General features: G+C 61.8%; 24 protein-coding genes. 13 read left to right on the forward strand and 11 right to left on the reverse strand.

Translation table 11 applies throughout. From position 1 onward, the window contains the following. Nucleotides 1-20: 20 nt before the first annotated feature. Nucleotides 21-1,001, reverse strand: a complete 981-nt coding sequence (locus BM193_RS17885; RefSeq protein WP_092798951.1) for a LysR family transcriptional regulator — start codon at nt 999-1,001, stop codon at nt 21-23. Between the two features lie 201 nt (nt 1,002-1,202). Between BM193_RS17885 and BM193_RS17890 the strand changes: the two genes are divergently transcribed. Then, nucleotides 1,203-1,508 carry a hypothetical protein gene (locus tag BM193_RS17890; protein ID WP_092798953.1) on the forward strand — a complete coding sequence of 102 codons (306 nt, stop codon included), beginning with the start codon at nt 1,203-1,205 and terminating at the stop codon, nt 1,506-1,508. A gap of 65 nt (nt 1,509-1,573) precedes the next feature. Here the strand turns inward: BM193_RS17890 and BM193_RS17895 are convergent, their stop codons facing one another. The 5 genes from BM193_RS17895 to BM193_RS17915 all read right to left on the reverse strand — a co-directional run bounded on the left by BM193_RS17895 (nt 1,574) and on the right by BM193_RS17915 (nt 4,792). After that, nucleotides 1,574-2,170 (reverse strand): chalcone isomerase family protein, encoded by a 597-nt coding sequence (locus tag BM193_RS17895; protein WP_092798955.1) that lies wholly within the window; start codon nt 2,168-2,170, stop codon nt 1,574-1,576. Between the two features lie 100 nt (nt 2,171-2,270). Beyond that, on the reverse strand, nt 2,271-2,537 hold the full coding sequence (locus BM193_RS17900; protein ID WP_034752637.1) for a YfhL family 4Fe-4S dicluster ferredoxin: 267 nt from the start codon (nt 2,535-2,537) through the stop codon (nt 2,271-2,273). Between the two features lie 19 nt (nt 2,538-2,556). Beyond that, a complete protein-coding gene (gene coaD, locus BM193_RS17905; RefSeq protein ID WP_071325932.1) occupies nt 2,557-3,054 on the reverse strand; it encodes a pantetheine-phosphate adenylyltransferase in 498 nt (165 codons plus the stop codon). 111 nt (nt 3,055-3,165) lie between these two features. Beyond that, nucleotides 3,166-3,825 (reverse strand): 16S rRNA (guanine(966)-N(2))-methyltransferase RsmD, encoded by a 660-nt coding sequence (gene rsmD, locus BM193_RS17910; RefSeq protein WP_092798957.1) that lies wholly within the window; start codon nt 3,823-3,825, stop codon nt 3,166-3,168. Nucleotides 3,826-3,895: 70 nt separating this feature from the next. Beyond that, the gene (locus BM193_RS17915) at nt 3,896-4,792 is read right to left on the reverse strand and encodes a DUF6279 family lipoprotein (protein WP_175533333.1); all 897 of its coding nucleotides are present in this window, start codon (nt 4,790-4,792) and stop codon (nt 3,896-3,898) included. 27 nt (nt 4,793-4,819) lie between these two features. On the opposite strand from BM193_RS17915, the gene glmU reads away from it, so the two are divergent. After that, on the forward strand, nt 4,820-6,196 hold the full coding sequence (glmU, locus tag BM193_RS17920; RefSeq protein ID WP_092798959.1) for a bifunctional UDP-N-acetylglucosamine diphosphorylase/glucosamine-1-phosphate N-acetyltransferase GlmU: 1,377 nt from the start codon (nt 4,820-4,822) through the stop codon (nt 6,194-6,196). Nucleotides 6,197-6,836: 640 nt separating this feature from the next. Here the strand turns inward: glmU and BM193_RS17925 are convergent. Further along, on the reverse strand, nt 6,837-7,310 hold the full coding sequence (locus tag BM193_RS17925) for an Lrp/AsnC family transcriptional regulator (protein ID WP_092798961.1): 474 nt from the start codon (nt 7,308-7,310) through the stop codon (nt 6,837-6,839). A gap of 161 nt (nt 7,311-7,471) precedes the next feature. Here BM193_RS17925 and glmS point away from each other — a divergent pair, with 161 nt between their 5' ends. After that, nucleotides 7,472-9,301: a glutamine--fructose-6-phosphate transaminase (isomerizing) gene (gene glmS, locus BM193_RS17930; protein ID WP_092798963.1), complete on the forward strand. Its 1,830-nt coding sequence runs from the start codon at nt 7,472-7,474 to the stop codon at nt 9,299-9,301. 57 nt (nt 9,302-9,358) lie between these two features. Here glmS and BM193_RS17935 read toward each other — a convergent pair whose 3' ends face one another. Further along, nucleotides 9,359-10,228: a methylenetetrahydrofolate reductase gene (locus tag BM193_RS17935; RefSeq protein WP_092799215.1), complete on the reverse strand. Its 870-nt coding sequence runs from the start codon at nt 10,226-10,228 to the stop codon at nt 9,359-9,361. Between the two features lie 16 nt (nt 10,229-10,244). Beyond that, complete coding sequence (locus BM193_RS17940) at nt 10,245-11,144, reverse strand: LysR family transcriptional regulator (protein WP_092798965.1); 900 nt, start codon at nt 11,142-11,144, stop codon at nt 10,245-10,247. Between the two features lie 129 nt (nt 11,145-11,273). Here BM193_RS17940 and msuE point away from each other — a divergent pair, with 129 nt between their 5' ends. The 3 genes from msuE (at nt 11,274) to BM193_RS17955 (ending at nt 13,956) form a co-directional block, all read left to right on the forward strand. Further along, the gene (gene msuE / locus BM193_RS17945) at nt 11,274-11,855 is read left to right on the forward strand and encodes an FMN reductase (RefSeq protein ID WP_092798967.1); all 582 of its coding nucleotides are present in this window, start codon (nt 11,274-11,276) and stop codon (nt 11,853-11,855) included. 70 nt (nt 11,856-11,925) lie between these two features. Continuing rightward, nucleotides 11,926-12,903, forward strand: coding sequence for a DUF1852 domain-containing protein (locus BM193_RS17950; protein ID WP_092798969.1), 978 nt, complete (start codon nt 11,926-11,928; stop codon nt 12,901-12,903). A 27-nt stretch (nt 12,904-12,930) separates the two neighbouring features. After that, nucleotides 12,931-13,956 carry a methionine synthase gene (locus BM193_RS17955; protein ID WP_092798971.1) on the forward strand — a complete coding sequence of 342 codons (1,026 nt, stop codon included), beginning with the start codon at nt 12,931-12,933 and terminating at the stop codon, nt 13,954-13,956. A 46-nt stretch (nt 13,957-14,002) separates the two neighbouring features. Here the strand turns inward: BM193_RS17955 and BM193_RS17960 are convergent, their stop codons facing one another. After that, on the reverse strand, nt 14,003-16,204 hold the full coding sequence (locus tag BM193_RS17960; protein ID WP_092798973.1) for an OsmC domain/YcaO domain-containing protein: 2,202 nt from the start codon (nt 16,202-16,204) through the stop codon (nt 14,003-14,005). 362 nt (nt 16,205-16,566) lie between these two features. Between BM193_RS17960 and BM193_RS17965 the strand changes: the two genes are divergently transcribed. The 3 genes from BM193_RS17965 (at nt 16,567) to BM193_RS17975 (ending at nt 21,004) form a co-directional block, all read left to right on the forward strand. Continuing rightward, the gene (locus BM193_RS17965; protein ID WP_092798975.1) at nt 16,567-17,856 is read left to right on the forward strand and encodes a type II toxin-antitoxin system HipA family toxin; all 1,290 of its coding nucleotides are present in this window, start codon (nt 16,567-16,569) and stop codon (nt 17,854-17,856) included. Then, on the forward strand, nt 17,856-18,158 hold the full coding sequence (locus tag BM193_RS17970) for a helix-turn-helix domain-containing protein (protein WP_092798977.1): 303 nt from the start codon (nt 17,856-17,858) through the stop codon (nt 18,156-18,158). Before BM193_RS17965 ends, BM193_RS17970 begins: the two co-directional genes overlap by 1 nt. 374 nt (nt 18,159-18,532) lie before the next feature. Continuing rightward, nucleotides 18,533-21,004, forward strand: coding sequence for a DUF3772 domain-containing protein (locus BM193_RS17975; protein ID WP_254786304.1), 2,472 nt, complete (start codon nt 18,533-18,535; stop codon nt 21,002-21,004). Here the strand turns inward: BM193_RS17975 and BM193_RS17980 are convergent, their stop codons facing one another. Next, nucleotides 21,005-21,493, reverse strand: a complete 489-nt coding sequence (locus BM193_RS17980) for a DUF2938 domain-containing protein (RefSeq protein ID WP_092798979.1) — start codon at nt 21,491-21,493, stop codon at nt 21,005-21,007. It abuts the gene before it with no gap. Nucleotides 21,494-21,555: 62 nt separating this feature from the next. On the opposite strand from BM193_RS17980, the gene BM193_RS17985 reads away from it, so the two are divergent. The 4 genes from BM193_RS17985 to BM193_RS18000 all read left to right on the forward strand — a co-directional run bounded on the left by BM193_RS17985 (nt 21,556) and on the right by BM193_RS18000 (nt 25,575). Continuing rightward, on the forward strand, nt 21,556-22,200 hold the full coding sequence (locus tag BM193_RS17985) for an ArsR/SmtB family transcription factor (RefSeq protein WP_092798981.1): 645 nt from the start codon (nt 21,556-21,558) through the stop codon (nt 22,198-22,200). Next, nucleotides 22,200-22,712: a ClbS/DfsB family four-helix bundle protein gene (locus BM193_RS17990; RefSeq protein WP_092798983.1), complete on the forward strand. Its 513-nt coding sequence runs from the start codon at nt 22,200-22,202 to the stop codon at nt 22,710-22,712. Before BM193_RS17985 ends, BM193_RS17990 begins: the two co-directional genes overlap by 1 nt. A 95-nt stretch (nt 22,713-22,807) precedes the next feature. Continuing rightward, a complete protein-coding gene (locus BM193_RS17995; protein WP_092798985.1) occupies nt 22,808-24,523 on the forward strand; it encodes an NAD+ synthase in 1,716 nt (571 codons plus the stop codon). After that, complete coding sequence (locus BM193_RS18000; RefSeq protein WP_092798987.1) at nt 24,520-25,575, forward strand: bifunctional nicotinamide-nucleotide adenylyltransferase/Nudix hydroxylase; 1,056 nt, start codon at nt 24,520-24,522, stop codon at nt 25,573-25,575. The genes BM193_RS17995 and BM193_RS18000 overlap by 4 nt, the downstream gene beginning before the upstream one ends. The last annotated feature ends 1 nt before the right edge of the window (nt 25,576 follow it).

Genomic DNA, 25,576 nt, shown 5'->3' on the forward strand with positions numbered 1-25,576 from the left:
TTTTTTTTGCTGGCAGACACTTATTCGACGTGCGGCTTGGGTGCCACGCCGCCGCCGGCCGCCGTGGCCGTGCGTAACGTGGGCGTGTTCATGCTTTCCAGGTGGTTGCGCAGCCATTTGTGGGCGGGGCTGCGGGCGTCGCGCTCGTGCCACAGCATGTCCAGGTGGACGGCCGGCAGGGTCAATGGCAAGTCCTTGTACAGCAGGGATTCCGTCATGCCCGTCGAGGCGATCAAATGGCGCGGCAAGACGGTGATCAGGTCGGAATTGGCGACCACCCTGCCGGCCGTGAAGAACTGGTTCACCGTCAATAAAATGCGCCGTTCGCGGTGGATCTGCGACAGGGCCTCGTCGATCAAGCCATGCGCGCGGCCCGAAAAGCTCACCAACAAATGATTCGCCGCGCAGTAGTTATCCAGGGTCAATTCCTGATTGGCCAGCGGATGGCCACGGCGCATCACGCACACATACTTGCCGGAATACAGGCGCTCGTGGCGGATGGGCGAACCCGTTTCGCTCGACAGTTGCGCCGCCACGCCGGGAAAGAAGCCCACGGCCAGGTCGATGTCGCCGCGCAGCAGCATGGGACGCGGTTCGCGCGTGGTCAGCGGCATCATGCGCACGTTGACACCCGGCGCTTCCCGTTCGATCGAGCGCATCAGCGACGGCAGCCAGAAGGCGGCCGTGGCGTCGGCCATGGCCATGCGGAACGTGGCGTGGGTCTTCGATACATCGAAGGTTTCCGGCGTCACGGCCGCTTCCAGGCTGGCCAGGGCCGAGCGCACGGAGGGCCACAGGGCTTCGGCGCGCGGCGTGGGTTTCACGCCATACGCCGTGCGGATCAGCAATTCATCACCAAGGCTCTCGCGCAGGCGTTTGATGGCGTTCGATACCGCCGGCTGCGTCATCGCCAGGTGGCCGGCTGCGCGCGTCAGGTTTTGTTCCGTCATGACGGCGTCGAAAACACGCAGCAAGTTCAGATCCAGCGTCAGAAAACTCATGGAAAGCCCAAGATAAAAGTTGAAGTCAGATAATTGGTTATTGACCAGTGTAAACCGCGCCGGGCGCGAATATTTTCACTCGTAAAAAAATATTACACTTTTCCATTCACGATTCATATAATTGGTATCAAGAAATGGAATTAGATTTATATGTTGCACTGCACTATAGTACGGGCAAATTCTATAATGCACTGGAACAGTATGTCTACCTTCGCCTCCGCCCTGTACGCAGTATCCGCACCCGTGCTGGAGATTTCCCTGCTCAACACCTTGCAAATCGCCCTCGTGATCGTGGCCGTGGGCGCCTTTGCCCTGCTGTTCAAGCCTTTGCTGGTCGGCATCGCACGCGCCATGGTGCTGGTGGTGCGTCCCAAGCTGAGCCGCGAAGAGCGCCTGGCGCGCCAGCAAGTACGCGAAGCGCGCGCGCTGCAGCGCACCCTGGGCAAGATGGATGGCGTGTCGCCCAGCAATGCCGCCGAACTGCGCGCCTTGTCGACGCGCGCCTAAACGCTAAACTGTTGCATAAAGATGAGCCGGCGTGCGCACCGGCTTTTTTTACGCCCGCGTTCTTCTCACGCCACGTCGCCCAGCAAGTGTGCGCGTAATTGGGTATCGGCCGGATGGGCGCCGATCCAGATTTTCAGCAACGCGTTATAGAACGCCAGCTCCGGCACCCTGTCGCCTATCTGCTTGCCGTTCAGCCTGCACAAGGTGCCCTCGTCGGGCAACCAGTCGACCGTCAGGATGTCGCCCTTTTTCAGGCCCGGCACCATTTCGAACATGGCGCCGAACTGCATCGTCTGGCTCAGTAATCGCGTGCGATCGGCCTGGTCGGAACTGCGGTTCAAGCCTTGCATGAACGCTTGCCCCAGCTCGTCCGAGGTGATGTCGCGCAGCATGACGATCTCGAGACGGCGCGGGCCGGGCAGCGCGAGGATGTCGGTGAGCTGGGTTTTCTTTTCCGGCAGGTACAGCGCGATCGTGTAGACCTTGAAGATGACCTTGTAGCGCACGCCGGCGCCGTTGAGCTTGAGTTCACGGTTGGCCAGCTGTACTGTCTCGTCCAGCTTGACGCCGCCCACGTCGACGGCCAGCGCCGGCTGCGCCAAAGCGCCGCACAGGCAGGCGGCGCTCAGCGAGCGGATCAAACGGGATGTGCTTATTTGCATCTTCTACCTCCGTGGATAACCATCTGCTGCGGAACAGCCAGCACACAGTGTAGAACAGTTGGCAGAAGCTGGCGCCACGCAGACGTGGCGCGAGGAAAGATCAGGTCTTGGCGGCAGGCAGCTCCGCCTGCAGGCGTTCGTACTTGGCCATCAATTGCTCCGGGCTTTCGCGCCAGGCGGGATTGAAGGGGATGCAGCTGACGGGGCACACTTGCTGGCATTGCGGCTCGTCAAAGTGGCCCACGCATTCGGTGCACTTGTTGGGATCGATTTCGTAGATTTCGGCGCCCATGTAAATCGCGTCATTCGGGCACTCGGGCTCGCAAATGTCGCAATTGATGCATTCGTCAGTGATCAGTAGTGCCATGGCTTAATTCAACTCTAGCTTATTCGGGTAAGGCCGCGTTGGCGGCAATCTTGTTTTGCAGCCAGCGGTTCACCGAGGGGAAGACAAACTTGGAGACGTCGCCGCCCAGCGCCGCGATTTCGCGCACGATGGTGCCCGAAATAAACTGGTACTGGTCGGACGGCGTCAGGAACATGGTTTCGACATCGGGCAGCAGGTAGCGGTTCATGCCCGCCATCTGGAATTCGTATTCAAAGTCGGAGACGGCGCGCAAGCCGCGCACGATGACCCGCGCTTCATGCTTGCGCACGAAATCCTTGAGCAAGCCGGAAAAGCTTTCCACTTGCACATTCGGGTAATGGCCCAGCACTTCGTTGGCGATTTCCAGGCGTTCGTCGAGCGAGAAAAACGGCTGCTTGTTCTTGCTGTCGGCCACACCGACGATCAGCTTGTCAAACAGACCCGATGCGCGGCGCACCAAATCTTCATGACCGCGCGTGAGCGGATCGAATGTTCCTGGATAAACGGCTACAACCATTGCGGCTCCCTGACGATGCACCAATATAGACGCGCATTATGCCTGAAATTGGTGCTTCGCCCTGGGCCGGGGGGCGTTTTCGTCCCTGTTTTGCCTGTTTTATGAGCAGATTCAGGCGGTTGCCGGGATTTTGTTGTAAGTTAGCAAATGATAGTAGACGGTGCCCGCTTTATCGGCACGGATGACTTCCCATGGCGCCATCCACTCGGGCTTTTCCAGCGCGCTGTGTTCATCGAAGACCAGCGGCAAGCCCGATTCCGCATACACCATGCCGCCTTCCTTGAGCAGGTTGGTGCACAGTGGCAAGACTTTGGCGAGGAAGTCCTGCTGGTAAGGCGGATCGAGGAAGATCAGGTCGAAACGCTGGCCGCGTGCCGCCAGGCCTTGCGCCGTCAGCAGCGCGTCGCCGCGCAGGAGCTGGACATTCTCGGCGCGCAATTTCGTCTTGTTCTCTTCCAGTTGGCGGATCACGGGCGTATGCGTGTCGACCATGGTGACGGACGCGGCGCCGCGGCTGGCCGCTTCAAAACCCAGCGCGCCGCTGCCGGCGAACAGGTCCAGCACCTGGGCGTTGGCCCAGTCGCCGTCGCGCAAGTGGTTGATCCAGTTGAACACGGTTTCGCGCACGCGGTCCGGCGTGGGGCGCAAGCCCAGTGCCTGCAAAACAGGCAGCACGGAGCGCTTCCACTGGCCGCCGATGATGCGCACCTGGTTCGGTGGCGGCGCGTGGTGGACGGGGACTTTGGCGGGTTTCTTAATTTTCTTTTGCATGGGTATTTCTTCAATTCGATGGCGGCCACTATAGCATATGGCCCCCATCTCCCCTGCTGGCGCTGCCTGTCTATTTGGCTTGTGTGGCCAGGGAATTGAAATCGTCGATCCAGCCCTGCATGCGCTTGACGGCATGGGCTTTTTGCGCCGGCGTGGCGATCTTGATCACCGTCAAGACCATCTGCGCCGTGCTGGCTTCGTAGGCGTCAAAGAAGGCCTTGCGTTCGGAGTGCTCGAGGCGCTCGAAGCTGTCCTTGATCAGGGTGGTGATCAGGGCCGTGGTGGCTTCCTTGCCGAGCTTTTCCTGCTGCACTTTCTTGACCAGGTTCAACACATTTTGCTGGCGCCGCATGCGTTCGTCGAGCCAGATTTCGTTGTTCAGCGGACGCGCATCGGAGGCCTTGCGGATCTGCGCTTCCTGCTCGCTGCTGAAGCTGCCGAACCACAGTTCGAATTGCTCCATGGCTTTCTTGTAGCGCAGGGTCTGGCGCTTTTCCTGGTCGCCGCTCAGATACTTCTTGCGGTAGTCGTCATTGTTCGACTTGAACTTCTTTTCCATCTGCGCAATTTGCTCGGGCTTGAGCGAACGGGCCAGGTCGGCCAGCTCGGGCGCCGCCTTCAGCAGCAGCGCCTGGGTGCGCTGCTTGATCTCGCTGTAGTCCGTCATCAGGTCGGCCTGCGTGATATTGCCCTGCAGCTGCTTTTGCCCCGTGCGCAGGATTTCCACGTAATCCTTCAATTGCGTCTTGCGGTGCCAGTCGAACAGCTTGTCGATGTCGTCGCGCACCCAGCCCTTCTGGTCGCGGTCCAGGTCGACGTAGGCGTTGAGCCACCAGTACAGCACGGTATCGCCATTGTTATACGCCAGGCGCAAGCCGCTGCAACCGGCCATGACGACCAGCAGCAGGGCCAGCACGGCATAAGTAAAGCGCTTGGAGAGAGGGGCCTGCGTGTTAAACTTTTTCATATTCTTAACTTATAAAAATTACGGTCTATGAACGTTGTCATTCTCGCCGCCGGTATGGGGAAACGCATGCAGTCGGCACTGCCAAAAGTCTTGCACCCGCTGGCTGGCAAGCCGCTGCTGTCGCATGTGATCGATACGGCGCGCAGTCTGGCGCCGTCCCGATTATGCGTGATTTACGGGCATGGGGGCGCCGCGGTGCTGAAGTTGCTCGACGGCTACAAGATGAATCAGGCGCTGGCCATCGATGCCGCTGAGCAAGCGCAGCAGCTGGGCACGGGCCATGCGGTGCAGCAAGCCGTGTCCTTGCTGGACGAGTCGGTGCCGACCCTGATCCTGTACGGCGACGTGCCGCTGACCAGCGCCGCCTCGCTGCAGCAACTGGTGCAGGCGGCCGGCAACGACAAGCTGGCCATTTTGACCGTGGAACAGGATGATCCGTTCGGCCTGGGCCGCATCGTGCGCGAACAGGGCGCCATCGTGCGCATCGTCGAGGAAAAGGATGCCACGCCAGACGAGCGCGCCATCAAGGAGATCAACAGCGGCATCATGGTCGCGCCCACCGTGCAGCTGAAGCAATGGCTGTCGTCTCTGTCGAACAATAATGCCCAAGGGGAATACTATCTGACCGATATCGTGGCCCAGGCCGTCGCCGACGGGGTGCCCGTCACCTCCGCGCAGCCCGCTGCCGTGTGGGAAGTGGCGGGCGTCAACAGCAAGGTGCAACTGGCCCAGCTGGAGCGCATCCACCAGAACAATATCGCGCAAGCCTTGCTGGAACGGGGCGTGACCCTGCTCGATCCGGCGCGCATCGACGTGCGCGGCGAACTCATTTGCGGCCGCGATGTCACCATCGACGTGGGCTGCGTCTTCGAAGGCCGGGTGGAATTGGGCGACGGCGTGCGCGTGGGCGCCAACAATGTGTTCATCAATGCCACGGTGGCGGCCGGCGCGCACATCAAGCCGTTCTGCCATATCGAAGACGCCGTCGTCGGCGCCGCCTCCATCATCGGCCCGTACGCGCGCTTGCGCCCCGGTACCGTGCTGGCGGAAGACGTGCACATCGGTAACTTCGTGGAAGTGAAAAACAGCCAGATCGCCGCGCACAGCAAGGCCAATCACCTGGCGTACATCGGCGACGCCACCATCGGCTCGAAGGTCAACATCGGCGCCGGCACCATCACCTGCAACTACGATGGCGTGAATAAATTCCGTACCGTCATCGAAGACGATGCCTTCATTGGCAGCGACAGCCAGCTGATCGCCCCTGTCACCGTCGGCAAGGGCGCCACCCTGGGCGCCGGCACCACCCTGTCGAAAGATGCGCCGGCGGGCAAGCTGACGGTGTCGCGCGCGCGCCAAGTCACCATTGACGGCTGGACGCGTCCCGTGAAAATTCCCAAGTAAGCCGTACCGTTTTCAGCACGCATGACGCCGCCAGCCTGTCCGGGCTGGCGGCGTTTTTTTATGCCTGTGGGTAATCCTGTGGAAAGATGGCTGGCAACTCGGGATAACTGGCACATGTTTTTACAGCGCTCTTTGCCTATGCTTTTTCAAGTGTGGATAAACCTGTGTGCAAGCATGCTGAAAAGTCATGGATAAGCCCGGTATAAGTGACGTATAAGCAGTGGAAAAGGCGGGATAAGTGGAATTGTTTGTCGTCAATTTTCACCATGGCGATGGGATGATGCATGCTTGAAAGTGCGGCCTGAATTTTGGCTCATCGAGATGTGGATAAGCCTGTGCGCAATCTGCGGATAATCGATGGATAACTTTTAAGTCCTTGTATCCAAAGGAAATATAGGGGGAATTGCAAAGGCCATATTGTGGGTAACACTGTGCAAAAGCCTGTTGCTAACTGGTGGGCAAGCTGAGGATAAGCCGGGATAACTTTCCTGTGCTTAGGCAGACTCATTTATCAACTGCAATCATGTCGCAGCAGATATCTGCCATGTGGGAATCCGTGGTTGTTAAGCTGTGGACAACAATGTGCATAAGCCGGCTGAAAGGCAGGGATAAGTCGGGATAACTTTACAGCCGGACTGGTTCAAACGGCGATGCGCGTCTCGAACTTGCTGCGAAACGTGGAAAAATAGCTTTTCACGTTGCGCACATTGGCGTGTGCGGCAAACAGGCGGTGCGCCAGGGCGTGGTAGGCGGGCATGTCTGCCACTTGCACCATCAGCACGAAATCGGGCCCGGGCGAGACGCGGTAGCACTGCAGCACAGCCGCCTCGTCCGCCACCAGCTGCTCGAATTCCGCCATGCGCTCCGCCGCCTGCACGTCGAGCGTGATTTCCACGATGGCTGTCAGGCGCGCACCCACCAGCTGCGGCGCGACGATGGCCACTTGCCGTTCGATCACGCCGTTTTCCGTCAACTGCTTGACTCGCCGCAAGCATGTGGGCGCCGACACATGCACGGCTTGTGCCAGTTCACTGTTGGTTTGCGATGCATCAACTTGCAAGGCGTTCAGGATGCGACGATCAATCTCGTCGAGGGTAATGTTGTGCTCGCTCATAGTCATAACGAATTAGGAAATAAATTCATTTTAAATGAAATAATATTTCATCGCTAAATCGCCATGAAATATTCGGTCAAAAATACATGCATTTAGAAAGCTTATTTCAATGACTCTGCATTAGCATGCGTGCATTGATTAAATTTTAGACAGAGGTTTCCATGTGCGGCATCGTCGGCGCGGTAGCGCAACGTAACATCACCCCCATCCTGCTCGAAGGCTTGAAGCGCCTGGAATACCGCGGCTACGATTCCTGCGGCATCGCCCTGCACGCCGATGGCCGCTTGCAGCGCTCGCGCTCCACCTCGCGCGTGGCGGAGTTGGAAAAGCAGATCGCCGAGGAAGGCTTGAGCGGTTTCACCGGCATCGCGCACACGCGCTGGGCCACACATGGCGCCCCTGTCTCGTTCAATGCGCACCCGCACTTTTCCCCCACGGAAGAGAACGCCCGCGTGGCGCTGGTGCATAACGGCATCATCGAAAACCACGACGAGCTGCGCGCCGAACTGACGGCCCTCGGCTACGTCTTCCAGAGCCAGACGGATACGGAAGTCATCGCCCACCTGGTCGAGCACATGTATAACGGCGATTTGTTTGAAACTGTGCAGCAGGCCGTGAAACGCCTCGATGGCGCGTATGCCATCGCCGTGTTCTGCCGCGACGAGCCGCACCGCGTGGTGGCCGCGCGCCAGGGCTCGCCCCTGATCGTCGGCCTGGGCAATGGAGAAAACTTCGTCGCTTCCGACGCCATGGCCCTGGCCGGCACGACCGACCAGATCATCTACCTGGAAGAAGGCGACGTGGTCGACCTGCAACTGTCGCGCTGCTGGATCGTCGATGTGGATGGCAAGCCCGTCGAGCGCGAAGTCAAAACCGTGCATGCGCACACGGGCGCGGCCGAGCTGGGCCCGTACCGCCACTACATGCAGAAGGAAATCTTCGAGCAGCCGCGCGCCATCGGCGACACCCTGGAAGGCGTGACGGCCATCATGCCGGAACTGTTCGGCGACGGCGGCTATAAAATCTTCAAGCAGATCGACCGCGTGCTGATCCTGGCCTGCGGCACCAGCTCGTATGCGGGCATGACGGCCAAGTACTGGATCGAATCGATCGCCAAGATTCCCGTCAGCGTGGAAGTGGCCAGCGAATACCGCTACCGCGACAGCGTGCCGCACCCGAACACCCTGGTCGTCACCATTTCGCAAAGCGGCGAGACGGCCGACACCCTGGCCGCGCTGAAACATGCGCGCAGCCTGGGCATGCAGCACACCTTGACCATCTGCAACGTGGCCACCAGCGCCATGGTGCGCGAATGCGCGCTGGCCTACATCACGCGCGCCGGCGTGGAAGTGGGCGTGGCCTCGACCAAGGCGTTCACGACGCAGCTGGCGGGCCTGTTCCTGCTGACCCTGTGCCTGGCGCAAGTCAATGGCCGCCTGAGCGAAGAACAGGAAGCGGCGCACCTGAAAGCCATGCGCCACCTGCCCGTCGCCATCGCCTCCGTGCTGGCGCTCGAGCCGCAGATCATCGCCTGGTCCGAGGAATTCGCGCGCAAGGAAAACGCCCTCTTCCTGGGCCGCGGCATGCACTACCCGATCGCCCTGGAAGGCGCCTTGAAGCTGAAGGAAATCTCGTACATCCACGCCGAAGCGTATCCTGCCGGCGAACTGAAGCACGGCCCGCTGGCCCTGGTGACGAACGAAATGCCCGTCGTCACCATCGCGCCCAACGATGCCCTGATCGAAAAGCTGAAATCGAACATGCAGGAAGTGCGCGCCCGCGGCGGCCAGCTGTACGTCTTCGCCGACGTCGATTCGCGCATCAGCTCCGGCGAAGGCTTGCACGTCATCCGCCTGCCCGAGCACTATGGCGACCTGTCGCCGATCCTGCACGTGGTCGCGCTGCAATTGCTGGCCTACCACACGGCACTGGCGCGCGGCACGGATGTGGACAAGCCACGCAATTTGGCCAAGTCGGTGACGGTGGAGTAAGCCGGGCGGATTCCGCCTTTCGCTGACGGCACGCTGCCGCCGGCGAGGCGGTCGTCGTCAGGGGGCTGGCTCGGCGCGCGATCGGTACTGCTCTATCCATTTCACGGACTGGGCGATGCCGCCAAAGGGAAAGAAATGCAGGCTGACCTTGCCATGTGCTGCTGTCAGCCCGGCGGCCAGGCGCTCGACAAACAGGTCCGGCCCCGCCGAACCGAACAGCTTGCCGATGGAGATGCCGTATTTCGACCACATCGATGCGCAGGCGCCCACGCCGCACACCGCGGCATAGCGCGCCAGCACCGCGATGCTCGCGGGGCCCGGCACGCCCACGCGCACGGGATGGGCTATGCCACGCGCGCGCAGCGCGTGCAACCACGTCAAAACGATGTCGGCATCAAACGCGAACTGCGTGACGATGATGGGCGTCATGCCGCGCTCGATGATGCTGTGGCACTTGCGCTCCAGCACCTCCCACTGCTCGGCTGTACTCATCACCGGATGGCCTTCCGGGTGGCCGGCCACGCCGATCACCCGCATGCCTGCGCGTTCGAAGACGCCGGTGTCGATCAGCGCGGCACTGTCGGAAAACGGCCCCATCGGGGTGGCGGGATCGCCGGCGATCACGAAGCAGCGCGCGACGTCCGCTTCGGCGACCGCGCGCTGGACGAAGGACGCCAGCTCGGCGAGCGAGGCGATGCGGCGCGCGGAAAAATGCGGCATGGGCTCAAAGCCGAGGCTGCGCACGGCCCGCGCCGCGGCCAGCCGCGCGGCGTTGTCCTCGCGTGGCAGGTAGGGAATGGCAATGGTGGATGCGGGCAATATCCGCGGCGCCGCCGCGCTCAGCGCGGCAATATCCTTCGCACTGACTTCCAGGGAATAGCCATGCGTGATGTTGCCGGCGGGCCGGGGCGTGTCGCGATGCGTCAAGGCGCCTGTCACCGCTTCACTGCGCCACGGCAATGGCCGGCTGGCGCGCCAGTGCGATGAAGGCGCGCACGTAGTCGATGGCGGTGTCCGTCTCGCGTGCGCCCAGGAAGATCTGCTTGGCGATGCCGCGCGCACCCAGGCGCACCGGCACGACGTCCATCTTGGCCGCGTATTCCTCGACCAGCCAGCGCGGCAGGGCGGCCACGCCACGGCCGCTGGCCACCATCTGCAGCATAATGTCGGTCGTTTCGATGGCCTTGTGGCGCTTGGGCGTGACACCGGCCGGCAAGAGGAATTGATTGTAGATATCCAGGCGCTCGATATCCACAGGGTAGCTGATCAGCACTTCCTGCGTCAGTTGCCGGGGCTGCACATACGCCGCCGATGCCAGGGCATGGCCCTTGGCCACGACGAGCACCTGCTCGTAGTCGAACACGGGCTCGAATGTCAGCCCCGGCTTGTACAGCGGGTCGGGCGTGACCAGCAGGTCGATCTCGTAGCCGAACAGCGCGCCGATGCCGCCGAACTGGAACTTCTGCTTGACGTCCACATCCACGTCGGGCCAGGCCGCCAGGTAGGGCGACACCACTTTCAGCAGCCACTGGTAGCAAGGGTGGCATTCCATGCCGATGCGCAGCGCGCCGCGCTCGCCCTGCGCGAACTGGCCCAGGCGCTCCTCGGCCAGGTCCAGTTGCGGCAGCACCCGGTTCGCCACCGCCAGCAGGTACTGGCCGGCCTGCGTCAGGCGCAGGCTGCGCCCTTCGCGCAGCCAGATGTCGGTGCCCAGTTGCTGTTCCAGCTTCTTCATGCTGTGGCTCAGGGCCGACTGGGTCAGGTTCAGCACGCCTGCGGCGGCTGTCAACGACCCTTGTTTTTCGACCTGCTGGACGATGCTGAGATGGATGCGTTCAAGCATTGAGATGAGCCATATTCATGGATGTATGAAATAAGACCATTATACTTCATCGATTCCCCCCGCTATCATTCATTCCCTTGCTGCTGGGCCTTCTTCGGCCCTCGCGCATCCATTGATATGAAAGCAAACATGACACGTCCATTGCGTTTAGTCGCGGTTTCCGGCGGGCTGCAGCGCCCTTCCAAGGCCGCCGCCCTGGCAGAGCACCTGATGGACCTGATCGCCGACGACATCCTGTGTGAACAACGCCTGGTCGAACTGGGGCAGCTGGCGCCGCAGCTGGCCGGCGCCGTCTGGCGCTCCCAATTGCCCGAGACGGTGGAGCGGGAACTGGCGGCGGTCGAGCAAGCGGACATCCTGGTGGTGACCACGCCGGTCTTCCGCGGCGCGTACACGGGACTGTTCAAGCACTTCTTCGACTTCATTCATCAGGACGCCCTGATCGACAAGCCCGTCTTGCTGGCGGCCACCGGCGGCAGCGAGCGCCATGCCCTGGTGATCGACCACCAGTTGCGGCCGCTGTTCAGCTTTTTCCAGGCCCGCACATTGCCGCTGGGCGTGTACGCGACCGACAAGGATTTTCTCGACTACCGCCTGCAGGACGCGGCCCTGATCCAGCGCGCCGCGCTGGCGGTGCAACGGGCATTGCCGCTGATCGAACTGACGCGCCATGCGAGCACCGCCGACGCTGATGCGCTGATCGCGGCCTGAGACGCGCCATCACCGTCACCAGGCAATTCATACCTTCATCTATTCGCAGACATCAGGACACCAGATCACCATGAGCAACGATTTTGTCTTCAGCATCAAGAGCATTGTTTTCGATGAAAACTATCATCCTTCCGATAGCACGCGCCTGACGACCAACTTTGCCAATTTGGCGAGGGGAAAGAGTCGCCAGGAAAACTTGCGCAACACCCTGAAAATGATCGACAGCCGCTTCAACAGCCTGGCGCATTGGGACAACCCGAAGGCAGACCGCTACTCTGTCGAGCTCGAAATCATTTCCGTCGAGTTGAATATCAATGTCGAAGGCGGCAATATCCCGCTGATCGAGATATTGAAGCCGACCATCGTTGACAAGAAAACCGCAGAGCGCATCGATGGCATCGCGGGGAATAATTTTTCCTCCTACGTGCGCGATTACGACTTCAGCGTGCTGCTGCCGGAGCACAACAACAATAAGTCCGCATTCAGTGCACCGGATGATTTCGGCGATTTTCATGGCAAGCTGTTCAAGCACTTTGTCAGATCCGATACGTACAAGCGGCATTTCAAGAAGCTGCCCGTGATCTGCCTCAGCGCATCGAGCAGCAAGACCTATCAGCGGACGGAAAACCAGCATCCCATCCTGGGCGTCGAGTATCAACAAAATGCGTTCTCCTCGACGGATGAATATTTCGAGAAAATGGGGATGCAGGTGCGCTATTTCATGCCGCCAAACAGTGCCGCGCCGCTGGCTTTTTATTTTATCGGCGACCTGCTGGCCGACTACGGCAATCTTGAACTGATCGCCACCATCAGCACGATGGAGACATTTCAAAAAATTTACAGGCCCGAAATCTACAACGCCAATGCCGCGGCGGGAAAATGCTATCAGCCCAGCTTGCAGAATCAGGATTATTCATTGACGCAAATTGTCTATGACCGGGAAGAGCGCAGCCAGCTGGCGGTCAAGCAGGGCAAATATACGGAAGAGCATTTCATCAAGCCATACAAGCATATTCTTGAGCAATGGGCTGCGAATGCCGTTCGCTGATTCATCCAAATAAACGAAAACACCATCATGAAAAAATTATTGCCTACTTCAACTGCCGGCAGCTTGCCGAAACCCTCCTGGCTGGCGCAACCTGAAAAGCTGTGGTCGCCCTGGAAATTACAGGACGAGGAATTAATCGAGGGAAAACAGGATGCCTTGCTTGTGTCACTGCAGGAACAGCAGCAGGCAGGCATCGATATCGTCAGCGATGGCGAGCAGACCCGCCAGCATTTTGTCACCACGTTTATCGAGCACCTGAGCGGCGTCGATTTTGACAAGCGCGAGACCGTCAGAATTCGTGACCGCTACGATGCGAGTGTGCCGACCGTCGTGGGCGCCGTGAGTCGCCCGAAGCCGGTGTTTGTCGAAGACGCCAAGTTTTTACGCCGGCAAACCAGGCAGCCCATTAAATGGGCCTTGCCAGGTCCGATGACGATGATTGATACGCTGTATGACAGCCACTACAAGAGCCGTGAAAAACTGGCGTGGGAATTTGCCAAGATCCTGAATCAGGAAGCCAGGGAACTGGAGGCCGCCGGCGTCGACATCATCCAGTTCGACGAACCCGCCTTCAATGTCTTTTTTGATGAGGTCAATGATTGGGGCATCGCCACGTTGGAACGGGCGATTGAAGGGCTTAAATGCGAAACGGCCGTGCATATTTGCTATGGCTACGGCATCAAAGCCAATACGGACTGGAAAAATACGCTGGGGTCCGAGTGGCGCCAATATGAGGAATCCTTCCCCAAGCTGCAGCAATCGAATATCGACATCATCTCGCTGGAATGCCACAACTCGCATGTGCCCATCGACCTGATTGAACTCATTCGCGGCAAAAAAGTGATGGTGGGGGCGATTGACGTGGCCAGCAATACCATTGAAACGCCAGAAGAAGTGGCCAACACCTTGCGCAAGGCGCTGCAGTTTGTCGATGCCGACAAGCTGTATCCGAGCACCAACTGCGGCATGGCGCCCCTGGCCCGCCGGGTGGCGCGAGGCAAACTGCATGCGCTCAGCGCCGGCGCGGAAATCATCCGCAGAGAAATCTCCTAGCCGGCTGGTCCCCGGCATCAAGCCGCGTTGATGCCGGGGCAAAACATCAGCTCGATGCCGCCGCCTTCGCGCGCGCCACATGCAATTTCCTGTAGCTGTCGATCAGGCGCGCATGGCGTTCCAGGCCTTCCAGTTGCATGCTGGTCTGCGTCAGGCCGAAGAAGCGCACGCTGCCGTCGACGGAGCCCAGCACCGCATCCATGCGTTCATCGCCGAACATGCGGCGGAAGTTGACGACGTAGTCGTCCAGTTCCAGCTCGTCGTCCAGCTGCACTTCCAGTACCACGTTCATGGCCTGATAGAACAGTTTGCGTTCGACCGTGTTGTCGTTGTACTGCAGGAAGGTTTCCACCAGCTCCTTGGCTTCCTCGAATTGCTGCAAGGCCAGCTGGATCAGCAGTTTCAATTCCAGCGTGGTCAGCTGGCCCCACACCGTATTTTCATCAAATTCGATGCCGATCAGGGTGGCGATGTCGCCGTACTCGTCCAGCTCGCTATTTTCGAGGCGGTCGAGCAAGTCTTCCAGGCTGGCTTCATCCAGGCGGTGCAAGTTCAGGATGTCGGCGCGGAACAGCAGGGCCTTGTTGGTGTTATCCCAGATCAAGTCTTCCACCGGATACACTTCCGAATAGCCGGGCACGAGAATGCGGCAGGCGGTGGCGCCCAGCTGGTCGTACACGGCCGTGTACACTTCCTTGCCCATGTCGGCCAGGATGCCGAACAGGGTTGCCGCCTCCTCGGCATTCGAATTTTCGCCGTGGCCGGAGAAATCCCATTCGACAAAATCGTAATCGGCCTTGGCGCTGAAAAAGCGCCACGAGACGATGCCGCTCGAATCGATGAAGTGTTCGACGAAATTATTCGGCTCGGTGACGGCTTCGCTGGCAAAGGTCGGCTGCGGCAAGTCGTTCAAGCCTTCAAAACTGCGACCCTGCAGCAACTCCGTCAGGCTGCGCTCCAGCGCCACTTCCAGGCTCGGGTGCGCGCCGAACGAGGCGAACACGCCGCCCGTGCGCGGGTTCATCAGGGTGACGCACATCACGGGATACACGCCGCCCAGCGACGCGTCTTTCACCAGCACGGGGAAGCCCTGCTCTTCCAGGCCGGCGATGCCGGCCTGGATGCCCGGGTACTTCGCCAGCACCTCTTGCGGCACGTCGGGCAAGGCGATCTCGCCTTCGAGGATTTCCCGTTTCACGGCCCGTTCGAAAATTTCCGACAGGCATTGCACTTGCGCTTCGACCAAGGTATTGCCCGCGCTCATGCCGTTGCTGACATACAGGTTTTCGATCAAGTTCGACGGGAAATACACGGTCTCGCCATCGGACTGGCGCACGTACGGCAGCGAGCAGATGCCGCGTTCGGCATTGCCGGAATTGGTGTCGATCAGGTGCGAGCCGCGCAGTTCGCCATCGGGATTGTAGATGTCGAGGCAGTAGTCATCGAGGATTTCTTTGGGCAGCGCATCCTTGCGGCCCGGCTTGAACCAGCGCTCGTTCGGGTAATGGACAAATTCCGCGTTGGCGATGTCTTCGCCCCAGAACGCGCCGGCATAGAAATGGTTGTTGCTGAGACGCTCGATGTATTCGCCCAGGGCCGAGGCCAGCGCGCTTTCCTTGGTCGATCCCTTGCCATTCGTAAAGCACATGGGGGAATGCGCGTCGCGGATATGCAGCGACCACACATTGGGAATGATGTTGCGCCAGGAGGCGATCTCAATCTTGATGCCCAGGCCGGCCAGCAGGCCCGACATGTTGGCGATGGTTTGCTCCAGCGGCAGGTCCTTGCCGGCAATATAGGTGCTGGCGCCGGGCGCCGGATTCAAGGTCAGCAAGGCTTGTGCATCGGCATCGAGATTCTCGACTTCCTCGATGACGAACTCGGGACCCGTCTGCACCACTTTTTTCACCGTGCAACGGTCGATCGAGCGCAAGATGCCCTGGCGGTCCTTGGCGGAGATATCCGCCGGCAACTCGACCTGGATCTTGAAAATCTGCTGGTAGCGGTTTTCCGGATCAACGATATTATTCTGCGACAGGCGGATGTTTTCGGTTGGAATATTGCGCGTTTCGCAATATAACTTGACGAAGTATGCCGCGCACAAGGCCGAGGAAGCGAGGAAGTAATCGAACGGCCCCGGCGCCGAGCCATCGCCCTTGTAGCGGATCGGCTGGTCGGCGATGACCGTGAAATCATCGAACTTCGCTTCCAGGCGTAGCTTATCGAGAAAGTTGACCTTAATTTCCATGAGAGTATCCAGACTGGTGCATAAAATGAAGTAGCCGCCATTATCCGTTCTTTTCGCCGGCAGCGGTTCGAATGGCCAAGGAACCGGGCCTGAACGTCAGTACGCGCGCCACAGCATGCGCCCAGGCCAGGCCGCGATGTGCCCGCGATGGCGGAGAGTGGCACCGCACGAACGGGGATGCCGGCGTGTCGATCTTGCCGATGGCGTATGCGCTTGTTTACACAGTCAAATAACACATGTATGGCGATGCCCTGGCCTATTCATGCTATATGAGTGTGTATCTATGAAAAATCATCACATACACGTTAAACTAGTATATATAGGCGCGAAACTCCCCATGAATATGATATTAAACTGTGTATATGATTAAAGAATGCACACTGCAAGTCTTCATTGACGGGGCGTGGCACGATGCCGCCGCCCTTACTCTCATGGGGGAGCAACTGCGCGGCGTCAGGGCGCAAACTTTCCTGAGCTATGAAGGCGCTTATGCATTGGCGTACTTTTACCGAAAGGACGCGGCCGCTCTGTCAGCCATGTACGAAGTCGATCTTTCTCTCATCAATACGCCGACCTGGCCGCCCTTCCTGATCGACTTGCTGCCGCAGGGCTATGGCCGCATGGAATTGCTGAAGCAATTGAAGCGCGACGAGAACGCCGGGCCTGGCGCGGACTGGGATTTGCTTTGTGCCGGTGCGGGTAACCCGATAGGCAATATCCGCGTCAAGGAAGCGTATGATTGGGTGAGTGAGCGTACTCGCGGGCAAAGGCATGGATTCACCATGGAGGAAGTTGCGGAGCGTGCCGGGGATTTCAATGAATATCTGGCGCAACATGGCCTCTTTCTTGCGGGGTCTTCCGGCGTGCAGGGGGAATGGCCAAAGATATTGCTGACGCGCGCGCACGACGGACGCTTTTATCTCGACCATACGCTGCCTGACGAACAGGCTGCCAAGCACTACATCGTCAAATTTGGCCGCGGTGAAAATCAGTCGCTGGCCAATATTCTGGCTTGTGAGGCACCCTACATGCAGCTGGCGCGCAAACTGGGCTTGCGCGTCCATGACGATTTGCTGCTGCGTGAGCGGGCATTGTTTATTCCCCGCTTTGACCGCGAGGTCAGCGGCGGCCGCGTCAGGCGTCTTGGCCAGGAAAGCGTCGCCTCCGTTTGTGGACTGAGCCAGTTTGGCGAGGTTCCCAGCCATAATGCATTCCTGTTTGAGCTGATGTCCGTCGCTTCTGACATGCCCACGGAAACCATCGAATACGTCAAGCGCGATATCGCCAATATCGTGCTGGGCAACACCGACAATCATGCCCGCAATACCGCCATCCAGCGCCGCGACGATGGCCATATCGGCTTGACGCCCTTGTTCGATTTCGCGCCCATGTTCATGCATCCCGATGGTATCGCGCGGCGCATGCGTTGGGAGTCGGACGATGGCGGAGCACCGCAATGGGCGAGTGTGATAGAGCAAGCGGTGATGACCGGCGGCAGCCTGGATGCGGCCACGCTGTGTGCCGCGCTCAAGGAAATGATCGAGCCGCTGGGCACCTTGATGGATGACGCCTATGCGCTAGGCATCGGCGAGATGATCGAGGTCAAACGCATGACGATTGAACATAATTTGAACCAGTTGCGGAGGCTCTGATGGACAAGCGCTACGCCACCCTGACAGCGTCAGAGCAGAACCAGTTGCGCCGCGACTTGATGGAGCGGCTGGACGCCACGCCGGCGCTGCCGATTCCCCAGGTCATCCGCGACATCCGCAAGACACTGCGCTTCACGATTCCTGAATATGCGAAGATCTGCGGTGTTTCCGCGCGCACCTTGCAAGATATCGAGCGCGGTGTCTCCAGCCCCACCCTCGATACGGTGGAAAAACTGTTGCGTCCGATGGGGATGCGGGCCGGTGCCGTATTGGCTGTGAAAGCGGAGAAAAAAACACGCTGAGCGCAGGCGGCCGATATTTCAACGAAGCAACTCACCGGTGCAGTACCACCCGGGCATTTTTTCAGCGGAATCGACCGGCCGCGCGCGCGGGAAAAGCGCACCGATGACAAGGACAGGGCGACGGCCTTTGGGAGTGCCGGTTTTCCCGCCCCGCCGGTGCCGCCTGGCACCGGCGCCCGAAGAATGTCCACGTTGCCGCACGAAAATTTCCTCCCTCGATCGCAGGAGTGCGCTAGTCTGTCGCTGTTTGCCGTACAGTCAAGCTGACTTCCGTACTACCCATCGACTCCGGCCGTTTGCTGGCCCTCACAGCTGCGCGCGCCGGTGCGATGCCGTCTTGACTCCACCCGTATTCATTTGGCCGCTAGGACTGCATGACTTCTTTCCGTATTTACTCTTCCCTTTCCTCGCGCCAGCCGTGGCGCGGCTGGCTGTTGCCACTGTTGTTGAGCTTGCTGCTGGCCTGCTCGCTGGCGCCATCCTCCGCCTGGTCGCAGCCCGTCGACGATGCGGCCACGGCCGACCAGCGCCTCGACGGCTTGCGCAAGCAAATCACCACCATCCAGAAGGCGCTCGATGGCGATGCCGACCTCGATGACGCGACCCTGTCGCAAATGAAAGCCGATGCACTGGCCGCCAGCGCGGAAGCGGACAAGGTGGCCGAGTCGCTCGTACCGACCTTGTCCAGCGTGCAGGCGCGGCTGGCGGAGCTGGGCAAGCCGGCGGCGGGGACCAAGGAAGCGCCCGACGTGGCGGCGCAGCGCAGCCAGCTGGACCGCACCAGCAGCGCGCTCGATGCACAGGTGAAACTGGCGCGCCTGCTGGCGGTGGAAGCGACGCAAGCGTCGGAGCAGGTGGCGACGGCGCGCCGCGCGCAATTGCAGGCACGCCTGGGCGAGCGCACGGCATCGATCCTCGCCGGTTCGTTCTGGAAACAACTGCATGGCGAATTGCCGCAGAACTTGCAGCGCCTGCGGGCGCTGGAGCTGGAATTGGCGAACGCGGCGCGCGCCACGCCATGGTCGGCCTGGGGCGGCTTGCTGGCCGGTATCGTCGCCGTGATCGCGGCCAGCATCTGGGCGTCGCGCTACTTGCTGGTGGTCACGGCCACGCGCGTGCCGCACGGCCGTTTGCGCCGCTCGCTGCATGCATTGGCCGTCATCGTGCTGGCGCTGGCCACGCCGGGGCTGGTGGCGGAATTGCTGGCCATGGGCTTGCGCTGGGATGGTGGCCTGTCCGACAAAACCTCCACTTTCCTCAGCAGCCTGATCGGCATCATCTGTTTCGCCGGGTTTACGGCCGGGCTGGGCCACGCGCTGCTGTCGCCGCGCCGCGTCTCGTGGCGCCTGCTGCCGTTGCCCGACGCGCTGGCGCACCGCATGCGCAATTTCCCGTCGATGTTTTCCTTCATTGTCGTGCTGGTATGGGCCACGGAGCGCGTCACCATCGTCATCAACGCGGGCCTGTCGACGGCTGTGGCCGTCAATTGCATCGTCGCCCTCGTGATGAGCACGACGATCGCCTACGGCCTGATGCGCGCCGAGCGTTGCTGGCGCCAGTTGCGCGAAGCCGATCCGGGCAACCTCATTACGCCGCTGTGGCTGCGCTGCGTCACGGTGCTGCTGTGGCTGGCGCTGGCGTCCAGCGTCATCAGCTTGCTGATCGGTTATGTGGCGTTCGGCAGCTTTGTCGCCAAGCAAATCGCCTGGGTCATCGTGGTGGTCTGCAGCACCTATCTGCTGACCGTGCTGGTGGACGACATCTGCATGCTGCTGGCGTCCACGCCGCCGCCGGCGGACGCCGTCAATCCCGTGCTGGCCACGCCGAAGGCGCGCGACCAGGCGGCCGTCTTGTTGTCCGGCATCGGCCGCGCCATCGTCGTGCTGCTGGCCCTGATGCTGCTGCTGGCGCCGTTCGGCGAGGGGCCGGGCGAGCTGTTCCAGCGCGTCGGCAAGCTGCAGGATGGCCTGGCCATCGGCGAAGTGGCGATCCGTCCGGCCGCGCTGATCCAGGCGCTGCTGGTGCTGGTGGTGGGTTTTATCGCGCTGGGCCTGTTCAAGCGCTGGCTGCAAAACAGTTATTTGCCGACCACCAATCTCGATACGGGCATGCAAGTGTCGTTCATCACCCTGTTCGGCTACATCGGCGGGGTGCTGGCCGTGGCCCTGGCCCTGTCGGCGGCCGGCATCGGCCTGGAACGCATCGCGTGGGTGGCGTCGGCCTTGTCGGTGGGTATCGGTTTTGGCTTGCAGGCGGTGGTGCAGAACTTCGTCTCCGGCCTGATCCTGCTGGCCGAGCGGCCCGTCAAGGTGGGCGACTGGGTCTCGCTGGGCGGCGTGGAGGGCGACATTCGCCGCATCAATGTGCGCGCCACGGAAATTCAGCTGGGCGACCGCTCGACGGTGATCGTGCCGAACTCGGAATTCATCACCAAGACGGTGCGCAACGTCACCCTGGCCAATCCGCTGGGCCTGGTGCAAGTCAAGCTGCCGCTGCCGCTGGGCACGGATGCGCAGGCGGCGCGCGCGCTGATTCTCGCCACCTTTGTCGACAATCCCGACGTGCTCGACACGCCGGCGCCCAACGTGCAGCTGGACGGCATCGACAATGGCTTGTTGCTGTTCAACGCCACCGGCTATGCCTCGTCGCCGCGCCTGACGTCGGGCATCCGCAGCGCCCTGCTGTTCGAGCTGCTCAAGCGCCTGGACGACGCCCACATCTCGATCGCCAAGCCCAGCACGATGGTGCTGAGCACTGTGCCGGCGCAGCCCGAGGCGCCGGTGATGTCGGCGGTGGCGCCGGCACCGACGGCGGCACCGGCCCCCGTGCCGCCGCTGACGAGCTGATTAGCGGATCGTCGACCACAGCTGCGCCGCCAGGTACAGGCCGATGCCGAATACCAGGTGCGCCATCAGGCTGCGCAGGCGGGCCGCGTGCGGGTGCGGCGTCTTGCTGGCGGCCAGGCCCGCGCCCATGCCGGGCTGCAAGATGCAGAACGGCGCGGCCACGCTCACCAAGCCCGCCAGCAGGGCCGGCGCCAAGGTCGGTGCCTGCACCCACTCCGCTCCCACCAGCGCCAGCAGCACGGCCGCAAACAGCACGCCGATGAGGTAGTGGGCCGTCCAGCCCAGTAAGGCTTCATCGCGCACGGGCGCCGCCTGGGCGATGTTGGCGTGCGTAAAGGTGCCGCGCACCAGATGGCCGAGCCAGCGTCCCACCATCGCCAAGTTCAGCGAGGGGATGCACCAGTAGCGTTTTAAGGCCACGGCCCACACGTCCATCACCGCCGTCGCACCCACGCCGATCGCCAGCGCATCGAGCCAACATGTTTGCATCGTCTGTCCTTATAACATTCAAGTAATTGCTTGAATGTTATAAGGGTGCTAGCATCGTGTCAATGAACAATGCAGAAATCGATACCCTCGCCAGCCCCGCCGAGTTTGCCCATGTTTTAGGCAGTGCGCCTCGGCTGCGCCTGCTTGAACAGATCGCGCAGGGAGAACATGCGGTGGAACAACTGGTGGAGTTGACGGGCTTGTCCGTGGCGAACGCCTCCCAGCATTTGCAGCAGTTGCGGCGCGCCGGCTTCGTGCAGGCGCGGCGTGATGGCAAGCGCGTGCTGTACCGGCTCGGTAGCGGCCCCGTCATGCAACTGCTGGCCGCGCTGGACGTGTATGCGCAGCATCAGCGCAGCGAGTTGCAGGCGCTGGGGCGTGGCGACCACGTGGAAGCGATCTCGGGCGACGAGTTGCTGGCACGCATGCACGAGGCCAGCGTCACCGTGCTCGACGTGCGGCCCGCGCAGGAGTTTGCCGCCGGCCACTTGCCCGGGGCGATCAATATTCCCCTGGACGACTTGCAGCGTCGCCTGGCGGAATTGCCCGTCAACCAGGAGATCGCCGCCTATTGCCGCGGCCCGTATTGCGTGCTGTCCGTGCAGGCCGTGGCGGCCCTGCGCCGGCACGGCTTGCATGCGCGCCGTCTGGGCAGCGGCTACGACGATTGGCAAGCCGCGGGATTGCCAGTCACGGCGGGGGCCTGATGGCGATCCCGAACAGCAAGCAGGAACTGCTCGAGGCGATGACCACCACGTACGCGAAACTGGCGCAGGAGCTGGCGCGCGTGCCGCCGGCCTTGGCGCGCGAACCCGTGCTGGAGGGGCAAGTGAAAGGCACGCGCATGAGCGTGTGCGATCTGCTCGCCTACCTGGTGGGCTGGAACGAGCTGGTCTTGCACTGGCACGCGCAGCTGCGTGACGGCAAACGCATCGAGGACATCGCCTTTCCCGCCGAAGGTTTCACGTGGAACGCTCTGGGGAAACTGGCGCAGCGCTTCTATGCCGACTATGCTGAACTGAGCATGGCAGACTTGCAGCAGCGCCTGGCGCTGGCGAAAGACCAGTTGCTGGCGCTGGTCGACGCGCACGACGACGCGCAATTGTATGGCCGGCCCTGGTACACGCATTACACGATGGGACGCATGATCCAGTTCAATACGGCGTCGCCGTATGCGAATGCGCGCTTGCGCTTGCGGGCCTGGCGCAAGACCTTGTAGCACGTGGATCGGCAGGCGTGCACGATTGCATCAGTACCGTCAGAAACGTTTTCAGGCAGGATAGTGGTTTCAAGAGCAACCAATGAAGGATCACCATGCTGACCATCGCCCTCGCCCAGCTCAATCCCACCGTGGGCGACTTCGACGGCAATGTTGCCGCCATCACCGCGCGCATGCGGCGCGCCAGCGAGGATGGCGCGGACTTGCTGGTGTGTCCGGAACTGTCGCTGTGCGCGTATTACCCGGGCGACCTGTTCGAGGATGCCGCCTTCCTGCGCGGCCTGCAGCGGGCACTCGACACCGTGCTGCAGGCGTCCACGCGCTGGCCGGCGCTGGTCACCGTGATCGGCACGGCGCGGCCCAATCCCGGTATCGGCAAGCCCCTGTACAACGCCTTGCTGGCCATCCGCGACGGGCGCATCGTGGCCGAGTACTACAAGCAGCTGCTGCCGACGTACGGCATCTTTGACGAGGGCCGGCATTTCGAGCCGGGCCCGCCCGGCGCCTGCACCCTCGATATCGCCGGCTGCCAGGTGGGCTTCATGATTTGCGAGGATGGCTGGAACGACGATGGCCGCGCCTACGCCGTCAATCCATTCGAGACCTTGCACGCGGCGCGGCCCGACCTCGTCGTCAGCATCAACGCCAGCCCGTCCGACATCGGCAAGCGCGCGCAGCGCCACGCCGTGTTCGGCGCCGCCTGCGCGCGCGTCAACTTGCCCCTGCTGTTCGTCAATCAGGTGGGCGGCCAGGACCAGCTGGTGTTCGACGGCGCCTCGTTCGCCATCGCGCCGCGCCACGGCCTGCAGTTCGAGGCGGCGCGCTTCGTCGAGGATTTCCAGCTGCTGCGCTTTGCCGATGGCGGTTTTACGCGCACGGACGGCGTGGCGTTCCCCGTGCCCGACCCGGACGGCATCCCGGCCGTGGAATTCGCCCGGCGCCAGATCGTGCTGGGCTTGCGCGACTATGCGCGCCGCTGCGGTTTTACGACAGTCGTCGTCGGCTGCTCGGGCGGCATCGATTCGGCGCTGACCCTGGCGCTGGCCGTCGAGGCGCTCGGCGCGGACAACGTCGTGGCGATTACCATGCCATCCGTGTTTTCCAGCGCCGGCTCCGTCACCGATTCCGTGGCCCTGTGCGCCAACCTGGGCATCGCCCTGCACACGCACCCGATCCGCGACATCGTGGCGCAGTACGAGGCCGGCTACGCGGCCGCCTTCGATGGCAGGCTGCACGGCCTGCCGCTGGAAAACCTGCAGGCGCGCGTGCGCGGCACCATCCTGATGGAATACTCGAACGCGTTTGGCGCCCTGCTGCTCACCACCGGCAACAAGAGCGAAATCTCGGTGGGCTATTGCACCCTGTACGGCGACACGAATGGCGGCCTGGGACTGATCGGCGACTTGTACAAGACGGAGGTGTTCGCCCTGTCGCGCCATATCAACGCCAGCGCCGGGCGCGAATGGATCCCCGCCGCCGTGCTGGACAAGCCGCCGTCGGCGGAACTGGCGCCGGGCCAGCGCGACACGGACAGCTTGCCGCCGTACCCGGTGCTCGATGAAATCTTGAAGTGGCATATCGAGGGACGGCGCCTGCCGGCGGCCGAAAGTGCGCAGGCGCTGACCCTGGTCGACCAGCTGCGCGAGACGGACGAGGGGCGCGCGCTCGTGACGCGCATCCTCGGCATGGTCGCGCGCAATGAATACAAGCGGCGCCAGGCGGCGCCCATCATCCGCGTGCGTGCGCGCGCCTTTGGCAGCGGCCGTCAATTGCCGATCGCCGCCCACTACCCCACCGGAGACGACGCATGACACTCGCCTACCCAGCCGACGCGGCCATCCTGATCGGCCGCTTCCAGCCTTTTCATAACGGCCATGCGGGCTTGCTGCAAAAGGCGCTGACCACCGCGGCGCAAGTGGTGGTGGTGCTCGGCTCCGCCTTCCATGCGCGCAGCCCGAAGAACCCGTTTACGTGGCAGGAGCGGGCCGCCATGATCGCCGCGACCTTGCCCGAGGCGCAGCGCGAGCGCGTGCATTACGTGGCCGTGCGCGATTATTACGACGACGGCCTGTGGGCCGACGCCGTGCGGCACGCCGTGGCGGGCGCCGTGCCCCGCGCGCAGCGCGTGACGCTGGTGGCCTGCTTCAAGGATGCCACCAGCTATTATCTGCACCACTTCCCCCACTGGCAGCTGCTGAACCTGGAGATCGACCCTGGCGCGCCGATCGGCGCGACGGCCATTCGCAGCGTGCTGTTCGAGGCGGAAGACGTCGATGTGTCGCTCAGCGCCGTGGCGCAGCTGCTGCCGGCCGCCATCGGCCAGTATGTAAAGGCGTGGACCTTGCTGCCGTGGTATGCGCCGCTGGTGCAGGAATACCGCGCCATCGAAGCGTACAAGGCGCGCTGGAAAGTGGCGCCGTATCCGCCCATTTTCACCACCGTCGACGCGCTCGTGCAGACGGGCGGCCACGTGCTGCTGGTGCGCCGTGGCGGCTATCCGGGCAAGGGCTTGTGGGCGCTGCCTGGCGGCTTCCTGGAGCCGCGCGAACGCCTGCTGCAGGGTGCCATCCGCGAACTGGCGGAAGAGACGCAGCTGGGCGTGCTGGCGCCCACCCTGGTCGAGGCCTTGATCGGCGTGGCCGTGTTCGACCACCCGGACCGCAGCCAGCGCGGGCGCACCATCACGCATGCGCATTATTTTGACTTGAAGACGCGCCAGCTGCCCGCCGTGACGGCGGCCGACGACGCGGCGCTGGCGCAATGGGTGCCGGTGTCCGCCCTGCCCGCCATGGAAGAGGAATTCTTCGAAGACCACTTCCATATCCTGAACCACTTCCTCAAGTTGACGCACGAGGGGCGTTGAC

It is taken from the genome of Janthinobacterium sp. 344, from assembly GCF_900112025.1.
Taxonomy (GTDB): domain Bacteria; phylum Pseudomonadota; class Gammaproteobacteria; order Burkholderiales; family Burkholderiaceae_D; genus Janthinobacterium.